Origin of the sequence: Sinomicrobium kalidii (assembly GCF_021183825.1) — a bacterium.
Lineage (GTDB): Bacteria > Bacteroidota > Bacteroidia > Flavobacteriales > Flavobacteriaceae > Sinomicrobium > Sinomicrobium kalidii.
This window is the reverse complement of the sequence record NZ_CP089211.1, coordinates 4,137,464-4,151,359: the sequence shown is the minus strand read 5'-3', so window position 1 is coordinate 4,151,359 and position 13,896 is coordinate 4,137,464. Positions and strand designations below refer to the sequence as shown.

Sequence of the window (13,896 nt, the reverse complement as noted above, 5' to 3'; positions counted from 1 at the left end):
TCCTTTTTGTTACAGGGTGATATTGGCCTCAATCCAGAGTCATTTATTGCGGGCTTTGAGTAAGGTGAAAAATTATGGGCTTGTTGTCGGGTTAACAGGTTATTGAGTTATTCAGTTAATGAGCTATTCAGTTCATGCGTGATGCCTGAATAACTAAAATACAACCTCATTTGCAACATTCAACCCAAAAAACATTCGTGTATCCGTGGCAAAACCAAAACGGGAAACCGCAACAAGTGAAAAACCCCACAACCTTTGATCCAGATCCTTAAAAAGGGAGATGCGATTTGGGACTTATGCCAAGTTAAGGTGTATAATATAAATGCAGACACAAGAATCAATACACTAAAGATCATAACCTAAACTGTTATCGCTTATGAAAAAAGTAATTTTACTGTTTGTCTCCCTCTCCTTTTTTAGTATCGGCTGTAAACAAACAACAGAAACCGGAACGACCACTACCCTCCATACCGATCCCAACGGATTTTCCTATGAAACCGTAGACAACGACCCCACAGGCCTCAGACTTTACACTCTGGACAACGGCCTTAAAGTATATCTCAGCAAAAACACCGACGAACCCAAGATACAGACCTTTATCGCCGTAAGGGCCGGTTCGGTATATGACCCTGCAGACAACACAGGCCTCGCCCACTACCTGGAACATATGGTGTTTAAGGGCACCGATGAAATAGGCACACAGGACTGGGAAAAGGAACGCCCGCTCCTGGAAAAAATAGCTGCACTCTACGAAGAACACAAAGCCGAAAAGGACCCGAAAAAGAAAAAAGCCATTTACAGGACCATCGACAGTGTATCCCAGGAAGCCTCCAAAATCTCCATAGCCAACGAATACGACAAAATGGCAAGCTCGCTCGGCGCGGAAGGTACCAATGCCTGGACATGGCACGAAGAAACCGTATATGTTAACAAGATCCCGTCTAACGAACTGGACAAATGGCTCCTGCTGGAAAGCGAAAGGTTCAGCCAGCTGGTCCTGCGGCTGTTTCATACCGAACTGGAAGCGGTATACGAAGAATTTAACCGATCGCAGGATAACGACGGCAGAAAAATAAACTATGCCCTCATGGATGCCCTGTTCCCGACACATCCGTACGGCCAGCAACCCACCATCGGGGTCTCGGAACACCTCAAAAACCCCTCCATGGCAGCCATCCACAATTACTACGATAAATATTATGTACCCAATAACATGGCCGTCGTCCTGGTAGGAGATATCGATTTTGACGAAACCATACAAAAAGTCAACGATAATTTCGGTGATTTTGAACACAAGGAGGTCACCCACCCGGAACGGCCGGAAGAAGAGGCCATAACCGCTTCCATGGAAAGGGAGGTATTTGGTCCCGAGGCCGAAAGCGTTACCCTGGCATTCCGTACAAAAGGCATTGGCACAAAAGAAGAAAACTACGTTACCCTCATAGATTATATCCTCGCCAACAGTACTGCCGGGCTTATTGACCTCGATCTCAACCAGAAACAGAAAGTTCAGCGGGCCGGTTCATATACCCGCTTCTCCAACGATTACGGTACACATACACTGTATGGCAATCCGAAATCCGGACAATCGCTGAATGAAGTAAAAGACCTGTTGCTCGGTGAAATTGAAAAAGTGAAAAAGGGAGAATTCGACGACTGGATGATCGAAGCCGTTATCAATGACATGAAATTATCACAAATACGCCAGTTCGAAGATGCTTCAGCCGTGGCCTATGCCTATGTCAATGCCTTCGTACATTTCCAGGACTGGGAAGACAAGGTAAAACAACTGGATGAAATGAAAAAGATCACCAAACAGGACCTGGTCGATTTTGCCAATACCTTCTATAAAGACAATTACGCCGTGGTTTACAAAAGACAGGGAGAGAACAAGGACCTGGTCAAAGTCGAAAAACCGGAGATCACTCCCGTACAGTTAAACAGGGATAAAAAATCGGCGTTCCTCGAAAATTTCAACAGTATAGAAGCCCCCGACATCAAACCTGTTTACGTGGATTACGACGCCGCCATAAAAGAGACCGCGCTGAATAACAATATCAACGTCTCTTATATAGAAAATGAAATAAACGATCTGGTCCAGCTTAATTTTATCTTTGATATGGGCAAGGACAATGACAAAAAACTCGGCCTTGCCATAGGGTACCTGGAATATCTCGGAACAGACAAGTATTCTCCCGAGGCACTTAAAAAGGAATTTTACAAACTCGGTATAGATTACGGGGTGAACTCGGGGAATGACCAGGCCTATCTTTCCCTTTCCGGATTGAAAGAAAACCTGCCCGAAGGCCTCGAACTGCTGGAACACCTCTGGAGTAATGCCGTTGCCGATCAGGACACCTATGACAAATACGTACAGAAAATTGCCAAACAGCGGGAAGACAACAAAACCAGTAAGGGCAATATACTGTGGTACGGCCTTAGGAATTTCGGACAATACGGCGAAAATTCCAGGCTCAGGGACATTTATACCATCGGCGAACTCCGGGAAACCGATCCGACCGAACTGGTAAACCTGGTTAAAGACCTCAGGAAATACAAACACCGCATTTTTTACTACGGCAATGATATAGATGCCGCGGTGACCGCCCTGAACGAAAAACATCAGGTGCCCGATAACCTGGAAGAATATCCCGAACAGAAAAATTACACGGCCAAGGAAACCGGGGGCAACGTTTATTTTGTAGATTACGACATGGTTCAGGCCGAAATGCTGTTCCTTTCAAAAGGAGACACTTTTGATCCCGAAAAAATGGCTGCGGCAAGCCTGTTCAATACCTATTTCGGGAGTGGCCTCTCCTCCATCCTGTTCCAGGAGATCAGGGAATCGAAATCGCTGGCCTATTCCGCATTCTCGGCCTACGCCAGCGCTTCGGAAGCCGGAAAGCCCGACTACATCCAGGCCTATATAGGCACACAGGCCAATAAATTGCCCCAGGCTGTAGAAGCCATGATGGAACTCATGAACAACATGCCCGAAGCTGAGGAGCAATTTAATGCCGCCAAAAAATCGGCCCTGAAAAAACTCGCAGCCGATCGCATAAACAAGGCCAGCATTTTCTGGAACTTCGAACGGCTCAAAAAACGGGGGATCACCCACGATAACCGGAAAGAAATCTATAATCACATACAGGATATGACCTTACAGGACCTCAAAACCTTCTTTAATGAAAATATTAAGGGAGCGTCCTATGATATCATGGTCATCGGTAACAAAAAGGACCTGGATATGAAGGCCCTGGGCAAACTGGGAAAAGTTAATGAACTGGATGTGGACTACCTGTTCAATTATGAAAAACCGGTGCCCGTAAAATCATAGTACTAAATCCATTACGACAAATCCCCGCTAAATTGGCGGGGATTTTTGTTTTGTCCTGTTCCAATTTGCTATATTTGGTGATCGCTTATGGGGGTACAGACAGAAAGCGGGCATTGCCATGATCGCAAACACTGTTGTTATCCCGGAGAACAAAAAAACAACATATGAAACTTTTAGAAGGAAAAACAGCTATCATCACCGGCGCAAGCAGAGGAATAGGAAAAGGCATTGCGCAGGTTTTTGCCCGTGAAGGCGCCAATATTGCATTTACATACAGTGCTTCGGCAGAAGCCGCCGCCGAGCTGGAAAAAGAACTTGTGTCCCTCGGCATAAAAGCCAAAGGATACCAGAGTAATGCCGCCGGTTTTGACGATGCCCAAAAACTGGCCGAAGATGTTATGGGTGATTTCGGAAGTATTGATATCCTGATCAACAATGCCGGGATCACTAAAGACAACCTCCTGATGCGCATTTCCGAAGAAGACTTTGACAAAGTGATAGAGGTCAACCTCAAGTCTGTTTTCAACATGACCAAAGCAGTACAGCGAACCATGCTGAAGCAGCGAAAAGGTTCCATTATCAACATGAGCTCCGTGGTTGGTGTTAAAGGGAATGCGGGACAAACCAATTACGCTGCATCCAAAGCCGGGATCATCGGTTTTACAAAATCCGTAGCCCTCGAACTCGGCTCGCGGAACATCCGGTGCAATGCCATAGCCCCGGGATTCATAGAAACCGAAATGACCGCCAAACTCGATGAAAAGACCGTACAGGGATGGAGGGAAGGAATTCCGCTGAAACGGGGCGGCACTCCCGAAGATGTGGCCAATGCCTGCTTGTTCCTCGCTTCGGACCTCAGTACCTATATCACGGGACAGGTATTGAATGTAGACGGCGGAATGCTTACCTGATAAGTGGTAAAGCACACACATCGCCTCACCCTCTTAACCAAACGGATCACTAAATGTCTGTTATATATATCATTATAGCAGGAATAGTTGCGCTCCTTGCAGCAATATTCCAATACGGAAAAGCAAAAGGCAAGTCAAAAGAAAACTTGCTTTTTGCTTTTTTGCGATTCGTTTCGGTCTTTGCCATCCTGCTGCTGCTCATCAACCCAGAGTTTAAAAAAGTATCCGTATACCGGGAAAAGCCCGGCCTTGCCATAATTACAGACAATTCGTCTTCCATAGCCCACCTGAACGCGAAAAAAAACGTACAGGATGTCATCGCCGCCCTGGAAAGTAACGGGCAGCTCGCAGAAAGGTTCTCCATAGACCACTATACCTTCGGACAAACACTTGAAAATGACCGTTCCGTCACCTTCGAAGAGCACCAAACCGACCTGAATGCCGCCCTGTCTTCCATAAAAGAAATTTACAGGGGAAAACAGGCAACCGCAATACTGATTACCGACGGCAATCAAACCTATGGTGAAGACTATACATACACCTCACTGAACTACCCTTTCCCGGTATTCCCGGTGGCAGTGGGTGATACAACCACCTATGACGACCTGAAAATACACAGGCTCAATGTGAACCGGTATGCCTATTTTAAAAATAAGTTTCCCGTTGAAATCATCCTCAATTATGACGGAAAAACCCCGGTAAACAGCAATTTTCGCATTGTTTCGGGCAACCGTACCCTCTTTCAGAAAAAAGTACGCTTTTCCCCGGAAAAAAAGTCGGAAGTCATCCAGGCCCACCTGGAAGCAGATACCCGGGGAGTCCTTACCTTCAGGGCAGAAATACTTCCGGTGGAAAGTGAAAAGAACACCAAAAACAATTACAAGGCATTCGGTATAGAGGTTATCGACCAAAAAACGGAAGTGCTGATCCTCTCAGACATAGTACACCCCGATATCGGTGCCTTAAAGCGAAGCATAGAGGCCAACGAAGAACGGAATGTCACCGTAGGCAGACCGAACTTAGACATAAACAAATTAAATGATTTTCAACTTGTTGTGCTCTATCAACCCGACGCCTCCTTTGCCAGTGTGTTTGAACAACTCCGTAAACTGCATAAAAATATCTTTATCATCGGTGGTGAAAGCACGGACTGGAACTTTCTCAACCGGGCCCAAACCGATTTTTCAAAAAAGGGGAACGGTTTTACCGAAGAGGTCCAGGGCAGTTATAACGAAAGCTATGCCGCTTTCGCCACAGAAAATATCGGGTTTTCACACTACCCCCCGCTCCGTGCAGCTTTCGGTGATATTTCGTTCAATACGCCCTACGAAACTATTTTGTTTCAAAAAGTAAAAGGCGTGCTCACTACGGCCCCCTTACTCTTCACCATGGAAAAAGACAATCACAGGACCGCCGTATTGCTCGGCGAGGACCTGTGGAAGTGGAGGATGCAGGACTACCGGGAAAACAGCACTTCTGAAAAATTTGACGGTTTTGTCGGTAAACTGGTGTTTTTCCTCGCATCCGACAAGAAAAGAGACCGGCTCGAAATTGATTACAATACCTTTTACGACGGGAGTTCCGGTGTAGTTATCACGGCACAGTACTTTGACAAAAATTATATTTTTAACAAGGAGGCCTCGCTTCATATAGCTGTAAAGAAATCGGGTGAAAACACGGAAAAAACATTTCCCATGCTATTGAGAAACAATTATTACGAGGCCGATCTCAGTACTCTTGAAGCCGGGGAATACTCCTTTACGGTGCGTGCAGCGGGCGATAACATAAAACGATCGGGCCAATTCAAGATACTGGAGTTTGATGTGGAAGAACAATATGTACAGGCCGATATGCAAAAATTACAGCAACTTGCGGCTAACACGAAGGGCAGGGCCTTTTATCACAATTCCCCGGACAGCCTTTCCGCCATGTTACTCGAAGACACCAGATTCAAACCCATTCAGAAAAGTAAAGAAAATATCGTACCTTTACTGGATTGGAAAATTCTGCTGTTTCTTATTGTACTGTTACTTTCGGTAGAATGGTTCCTCAGAAAATACAAAGGGCTTATTTAAGGTAAAAACGAGCAAGCCGAATAATAATTTCCCCGCGAAACAGACCCAATTACGGACTAAATAATCCAAAATACATAAAAAATGGAAAGATTACCCAAAATAGGTTTACCTGTTATTATAGGTATTGTACTTTTAATTATTCTTATTTTTAAATCCACAACAAGTATAGATTCCGGAAAGGCCGGAGTATTGTACAAGAGATTCGGAGGTGGTGTTGTTACGGACGAACCTCCTTTGGGTGAAGGCTTTCACTGGGTTTTACCCTGGAATAAGGTCTATGTATACAATGTAAGGCAACAGGAACTTTCCGAAAAAATGCAGGTGCTCTCCTCCAACGGGCTGCAGATCGGACTGGATGCCACCGCATGGCATCAGCCAGTTAGAGAACAATTAGGCGCACTGCATCAGGAAAAAGGGGAAGGCTATATCGCTGATGTTATTCTCCCGGCCATCCGGTCTGCAGCCAGAAGTGTAGTGGGCAGATATACCCCGGAACAATTATATTCCACCAAAAGAGATGCCATCCAGGAAGAAATATATGATGAGACCAAAAAGATACTGGACGAACAATACGTGCAGTTAAACGAAGTCCTGGTCCGGGACATTACCCTGCCTCCTACGATCAAAACTGCGATAGAAACAAAGTTAAAGCAGGAACAGGAGACCCTGGAATACGAGTTCCGGTTGGAAAAAGCCGAAAAAGAAGCCGAACGCCAACGTATAGATGCCGAGGGTAAGGCCGCTGCCAACAGGATACTGAGCGCCTCCCTGACGGATAAAGTACTTCAGGAAAAGGGCATACAGGCCACTATAGAACTTTCCAAGTCACAAAACTCCAAGGTAATTGTTATCGGGTCCGGAAAAGACGGCATGCCCATCATCTTAGGCAATCAGTAACGGTTCAATATTTTAAGTTCAAGGTTTAAACCTTGAACTTAAAACCCCCGTTTGTTAATAATTCCTGCCAAAATTCAACCGTATTCACCTGAAATATGGCCGCAATTTTTATCTTTGTGACGTAAAGTTTTTTCTATGGAGCAATTTGTGGTTTCGGCACGCAAGTACCGCCCGCAGACATTTAAGGATGTCGTGGGGCAACAGGCTATTACCAATACCTTGTTAAACGCCATAGAAAACAACCATCTGGCCCAGGCATTACTGTTCTGTGGTCCGAGAGGTGTGGGAAAGACTACCTGTGCCCGTATCCTGGCCAAAAAGATCAACCAGGATGGCATGGAGAATCCCGAAGAGGACTTCGCATTCAACATTTTTGAGCTCGATGCGGCTTCCAATAATTCCGTAGATGACATCAGGAGTCTCATAGACCAGGTGCGCATTCCTCCCCAGGCAGGAAAGTATAAAGTGTATATCATAGACGAGGTACACATGCTCTCACAGGCAGCTTTCAACGCTTTCCTGAAAACACTCGAAGAACCTCCGAAACATGCCATTTTTATCCTGGCGACTACGGAGAAACACAAGATCATCCCCACCATCCTCTCCCGTTGCCAGATATTCGACTTTAAACGGATCACCGTAAGGGATGCCGCCGAATATTTAAAATACATCGCGGAGAACCAGGGCATAGAAGCCGAGGACGATGCCCTTCATATCATAGCACAGAAAGCGGACGGCGCCATGCGCGATGCCCTTTCCATATTTGACAGGGTAGTGAGTTTTTCCGGAAAAAAACTTACCCGGCAGGCCGTGACCGAGAACCTTAACGTACTGGATTACGATACCTATTTCAAGGCCACCGACCTTATCCTGGAAAATAACATCCCGCAACTGTTGGTTGACTTTAACGAAACCCTTGCAAGAGGTTTTGACGGGCACCACTTTATCGGAGGCCTTGCCTCCCACTTCAGGGACCTCATGGTATGTAAGAACGAAGCCACCGTCCCCCTGCTCGAAGTCGGCAGTGATGCAAAACAACGCTATCTGGAACAATCCCGGAAAGCCCCCCTGCCCTTTCTCATAGAGGGAATAGAACTTGCCAACACCTGTGACCTCAATTACAAAACGAGTAAAAATCAGAGATTACTTGTAGAACTTTGCCTCATGCAATTAGCCTCCATCACTTTCGATGGAGAAAAAAAAAATGACATACCCTACATAATCCCGCCCGCTTTTTTCAGGGAAAATGTTCTCACAAACGAAAAAACGGCTGTCCGACAGGTTCAGACGGAAGCAGCCTCCCCCCCAAAAACATCTACAGTTCCGGCAACACCCACTGCCGGTAAAACCAAAACCGTTGCGGAAAACACAACGGTTGCCACCGCTCCTGAACCCGACAATCCGGCCAATACCATGGAGATCCGGAAAAAACACGTTTCCGGCCTGTCCCTTTCCAGTATAAAAGCCAAAAAGGAACTGGAAAAGAACAAAAAGGAACACGAGGTGGACGAATCGGAACTGCCGCGGGAAAGCTTTACCGAAAAAGATATGCAAAAGGCCTGGGACAGTTATATAAAACTGATGGACAACAAGGGAAAAAAGATCATAGGTTCCAATCTTTCCACAGACCGGCCGAAACTGAAAAACAACAACACCATCTGGATAGAACTCCCGAACGACACTATGAAAAAGGAAGTGGAAAGGGAGCAGTTTCCGCTTATGGAATACCTGAAACGGAAATTGAAAAACCATTTTATAAATCTACAGATCACGGTTAATGAAACCGCAGAACAAAAATATGCATTTACACCCCAGGAAAAATATGCCAAGCTCAGGGAAACCAATCCGCGGATCGACATCTTGCGCAAGGAATTTGACCTGGACATTTAACACCTCTCAACAGACAATAAATAACACAGTATTTAATTACATTCAGAACCATATAAGAACATGGATTTCGTAAAAACCACGGAACAGGACTCTAACTATCGTGACCTGGAAAAGATGACGGTAAATGAGGTTTTACATAACATCAACAAAGAAGACAAAACCGTACCCATTGCCGTAGAAAAGGCTATTCCGCAAATAGAAGCACTCGTAGCGAAAATAGTACCCAAACTGAAGAAAGGAGGACGCCTTTTTTATATTGGCGCCGGTACAAGCGGCAGACTCGGCATTCTCGATGCTTCCGAATGTCCGCCCACCTACGGGGTATCCGACCATTTGGTGATAGGTCTTATTGCCGGTGGTGACCAGGCCATAAGAAAAGCCGTGGAATTTGCAGAAGACAGTAAAGAACAGGCCTGGGAAGACCTCTCGGAATACGATATATCTCCCCTCGATGTAGTTATTGGCATAGCTGCCTCGGGAACCACGCCTTATGTAATAGGCGGTCTGGAAAAATGCAATAAAAACGGGATTATTACAGGTTGTATAACCTGCAATGAAGACAGTCCGCTTTCACAGGTAGCAGAATATCCCGTAGTGGCGGTTGTAGGGCCGGAATTCGTAACCGGGAGTTCCCGGATGAAAGCAGGGACCGCACAGAAACTCATCCTCAATATGATCTCTACCACCGCAATGATACAACTGGGCAGGGTCAAAGGCAATAAAATGGTCGATATGCAGCTCAGCAATACCAAACTGGTAGACCGCGGAACAAGAATGCTCATGCAGGAACTCAACATTTCCAGGGAAAAGGCCGAAGCCCTCCTGCATCAACATAAAAATGTGAGAAACGCCATTAAAGCCTATCAATCCGGAAAGTAACCAAACCTCCGGACTTGCAGTCCGGGGGCTGGAAAGGCAATGAAATTGCCACGGTTATTAAGTTACCGAGCTATTCAGTCAACACGCAATAACTCGATAACCTAATAACTCAGTAACTCAACAACCCAATAACCCCGATAGCTATCGGGATCGGGAGCAGGGTTTTAAACCTAACATCGAGACCAATAAAAACACAAGTACATTGAGACGGACAGACCGAAAATCACTCCTGAAAAGCCTGAAATATTTTGCCTATACCGTCATCCTGATGTTTGCCGCTCCTGTTATTATCTATGAGGCTTTCAAGAACCAGGGGCATCCGTTTTACTGGCCCATACTTATCATCGGGCTTCTGGCTGGTATCGGGGCTATCGTCATGGCCTTCATAAGCCTCAGGATGATGATGAAATCCTTTTTCGGGGACTAAAAACAGGTGTTGCCTGAAAACTACAGCTACGTCCACCCCGATTTCCCGTTCGGGTGCTCACGGTGATTACCCGACAACGTTCAGAATGACGGTTTACCGTTTTTTTCAGGCAACACCTGTGAACCTGCCATCTTTTATTTATTGACCCTGACGGGATACGGAGGCCTTTCCGTTTTCTTCGGAGGGTTGGCCTTCAGTTCTTTCATCACTTCTTCTATAGCCCTTTCCAGTTGCGGATCTTTTCCCTGAATGACCTGTTCGGGCCACTGTTCTACTTCGATGTCCGGCGCTACGCCTTCATTTTCAATACGGAACCCTTCTTCATTATAAAAAGCCACGTTGGGAGCCATGACCATTCCGCCGTCGATAAACTGCGGGAATCCCAGTATGCCTACCAATCCGCCCCAGGTCCTCTTTCCGATGAGCTTACCGAGTTTGAATTTACGGAACATCCAGGGCAGGAAATCCCCTCCGGACCCGGCGGTCTCATCAATAAGCATCACTTTAGGCCCCTGTATGGAAGCACTGGGCGATTTAAGGTCTTTTCCGTACCGGAAATTCCAGTAGGCCTGTTCGGGCCTTTTGAGAATGTCTATATAATAATCGGCCAGGTAGCCTCCGCCATTAAATCGTTCGTCTATAATGATGGCCTTTTTATCGGCCTGGGGAAAGAAATACCGCTTAAAGTACTCATGTCCCGCACCTGCCGTATTGGGCACATAAACATAAGCTACTTGTCCGTCGGTAGCTTCGTGCACTTTTTTCAGGTTACCTTCTACCCAGTCCCTGTTCCTCAGGGCCCATTCAGAGGCCACCGGGGTTACTTTTACTTTTCGTGCATCCGATGTGCTGCCTGTGGCACTTACCGTAAGTGTAACGATCTTGCCTGCAGTATTCTCGAAAAAGCTGTACAGGTTGTCCTGCGCCGTTACCTCCTTACCGTTAACCGCAAGAAGATAATCACCTGCATTAACATTGACACCGGGTTCGGTAAGCGGAGATCTCATCTCGGGATTCCAGTTGAGTCCGCCGTATATTTTTTTAAACCGGTAACGATTACCCGCTATTTCATAATCTGCTCCCAGCAGACCGCCTTTTACCTTCTCCGGGTTGCGCATGCGGTCTCCCCTGCTTCCAAAACGATGGTGCCCCACGGCCAGTTCGCTGAACATCCATTCCATGACCCGGTACAGGTCGCTCCTGCACGAAACATCGGGGAGGAATACCCTGTACTTTGTTTTCATCGCCTTCCAGTCGGCGCCGTGCATTCCCGGATCGTAAAAATAATCCCGGTTGACCCGCCAGGCTTCCTCAAATATATTGTTCCATTCGGCTACCGGGTCTATTTTCACCTGTATGGCGTCGAGATCGATCGTTCCGTTCTCCGGTTTCTTGCCCGTATCGGTTATTCCCCACTTGCCTTTGGTGCGATACAGCATTTTTTCTCCTTTGGCTGCAATGGTATAGGTATCTGCTGCCATGACCTCCTCGTCCTTGCGTTTCTCAATATCGTATTTATGCAGCATGGTGGGGCCGTTGTGATGAGGACTTCCCGCCAGATAGAACAGTTCCCCTTCTTTTGCAATCCCAAGATCGGAATACATTCCTGCGGGAACCGGGATATCCACGATCCTGTGCGCTATCCCATCCCAGTCTATCACCAGCGGGGTTGTGTCTTTTTTGCCCTTGTCTTCTTCCTTTTCTTTCTCTTTATCCTGGCTTTCCTTACTGATCTCTTCCACATCGTTTTCCTTTGCAAAAGGGGACTTTGTTTCCTTTTGCAGTGTAACCAGATAAATGGAGCTGCTCATTTCCATGTCCAGGGTAGATTGGTCGAACCAGTTCACAACGGGCCCGGCATCAGTAGATGCCAGCATGTACAGGTATTTCCCGGAAGGATCAAACACCGGGCTGGACACACTGGACAATCCGTCAGTAAGGGGATAAGACCGGTCTTCCTTTAACGAATACAGGTAAGCCCTTTCAAAATGGGTCTCGGTTATGACCGTGTACGCGATCCAGTTGGAATCGGCAGACCAGTCCCCGAAGAGATTCCGGAAGGCTCCGACACCATAGCGTTCGTCCGAAGCGATCTTTTTTACCTTTCCGGTAGTGATATCGGCTATATACAGGTTCCGGCCATTATCTGAAAAACTCACTTTCTTACTGTCGGGAGACCAGTTAGTAAAAGCATAAAATCCGGTCCCTCCCGGTTTGATGACTTTCGCCGGGGCATCGCCATCCTTGTTCCTGATATGTAAAGCATATTCTCCCCCCGCATCCGAAAAATACGCAACGGATTTTCCATCCGGTGACCAATCCGGCATGTTCTCATGTACTCCCGGAGTATTGGTCAGGTTTACGGGATCTCCCTTTTTGGCGGGAACAGTAACGATCTCTCCCCTGAAATCTACAACGACACGCGCTCCCGAAGGCGAGACCGAAGCGCTTCGTACGTAATTACTGCCCGAAACAAAACGGGGCCGGAGTTCCAGGAGGTCAGCGGCAATACCAACTTTGATACGGTTAACGTCTCCGTTGGTTACATCGTAAATATGCAGGTAACCGGCCTGTTCGAAAACGACCTGTCCATTGTGAACAGAAAGGTCCATTACCGGGAAATCCTCGTAATGGGTAAGCTGTGTTATTTCTTTAGTTCCCGTGTCGTAGGAAAAGAGATTAAATTCCCCGTTCCTGTCACTCCGGAAATAGATTTTAGTACCCATCCATTCCGGATTGGAGTCATTACAGCCACCTTCGGGTTTCGGAATTTCGACTACGGAATGGTCTTCCGTATCGTACAACCAGATACGGCTGATCCTCCCCCCGCGATAGTGCTTCCACTGTTCGAATGCATCCCGGAGCGGCGTATAGGCCATGTGTTTTCCGTCCGGGGCATATGTAGCCCAGAACGCACTGGGAATATCCAGTTGGGTAACCTTTCCTCCGTTTACACTCACCGTAAATAGCTGTGCAAGGCGATTGGTAAAGGTGTTTCGCTGCGAAACGAACAATACTTTTTTACCATCCGGCGAAAATCCCCGAACGGCATCTTCATAAGGATGCCAGGTAAGGCGGCGGGGTACTCCCCCGGTCACCGGAACCGTATATACATCGGTATTGCCGTCATATTCGGCATTGAAGGCTATAAGGGAGCCATCCGGTGAAAAGACGGGATTGGATTCGATACCTTCGTCTATGGTGAGCCGCCGCGGATTGGAACCGTCCTTCCCGGCTACCCAAAGGTCTTCTGCGTAAATAAAGGCTATATGGGTGTTGCTAATGGCGGGTTGAGACAACAAACGGGTATCTTCCGGGTCCGGGGCACTCCTCAGCAAGCTGAAGTTTAATGAAATAAGAATAAGGGTCAGGAATGTTCTGATCTTGATTTTCATGGTTGGTTTTTTAATTGTTTTTCGGGAATTAAAAAAGGGGGAGATAAATCGGCCCTCTCCGGTAAAGAATACATTCACCGGAGAG

At 46.8% G+C, this 13,896-nt stretch carries 8 protein-coding genes; 7 read left to right on the top strand and 1 reads right to left on the bottom strand.

The annotated features are described in order from the left end of the window. Positions 1–376 precede the first annotated feature (376 nt). The 7 genes from LS482_RS16880 to LS482_RS16850 all read left to right on the top strand — a co-directional run bounded on the left by LS482_RS16880 (position 377) and on the right by LS482_RS16850 (position 10,416). Positions 377–3,337 carry a M16 family metallopeptidase gene (locus tag LS482_RS16880; protein WP_233028687.1) on the top strand — a complete coding sequence of 987 codons (2,961 nt, stop codon included), beginning with the start codon at positions 377–379 and terminating at the stop codon, positions 3,335–3,337. A gap of 164 nt (positions 3,338–3,501) precedes the next feature. Then, the gene (gene fabG, locus LS482_RS16875) at positions 3,502–4,248 is read left to right on the top strand and encodes a 3-oxoacyl-[acyl-carrier-protein] reductase (RefSeq protein WP_233028686.1); all 747 of its coding nucleotides are present in this window, start codon (positions 3,502–3,504) and stop codon (positions 4,246–4,248) included. A 53-nt stretch (positions 4,249–4,301) separates the two neighbouring features. Beyond that, a complete protein-coding gene (locus LS482_RS16870; RefSeq protein WP_233028685.1) occupies positions 4,302–6,323 on the top strand; it encodes a VWA domain-containing protein in 2,022 nt (673 codons plus the stop codon). 81 nt (positions 6,324–6,404) lie between these two features. Then, entirely contained in the window at positions 6,405–7,220 is an 816-nt protein-coding gene (locus tag LS482_RS16865) for a prohibitin family protein (RefSeq protein ID WP_233028684.1), read from the top strand. A gap of 135 nt (positions 7,221–7,355) precedes the next feature. After that, positions 7,356–9,110: a DNA polymerase III subunit gamma/tau gene (locus LS482_RS16860; protein ID WP_233028683.1), complete on the top strand. Its 1,755-nt coding sequence runs from the start codon at positions 7,356–7,358 to the stop codon at positions 9,108–9,110. Between the two features lie 60 nt (positions 9,111–9,170). Next, the gene (gene murQ / locus LS482_RS16855) at positions 9,171–9,989 is read left to right on the top strand and encodes an N-acetylmuramic acid 6-phosphate etherase (protein ID WP_233028682.1); all 819 of its coding nucleotides are present in this window, start codon (positions 9,171–9,173) and stop codon (positions 9,987–9,989) included. 202 nt (positions 9,990–10,191) lie between these two features. Beyond that, positions 10,192–10,416, top strand: coding sequence for a DUF6095 family protein (locus LS482_RS16850; protein ID WP_233028681.1), 225 nt, complete (start codon positions 10,192–10,194; stop codon positions 10,414–10,416). 134 nt (positions 10,417–10,550) lie between these two features. Here LS482_RS16850 and LS482_RS16845 read toward each other — a convergent pair whose 3' ends face one another. Further along, the gene (locus LS482_RS16845; RefSeq protein WP_233028680.1) at positions 10,551–13,811 is read right to left on the bottom strand and encodes a S41 family peptidase; all 3,261 of its coding nucleotides are present in this window, start codon (positions 13,809–13,811) and stop codon (positions 10,551–10,553) included. Positions 13,812–13,896 lie beyond the last annotated feature (85 nt).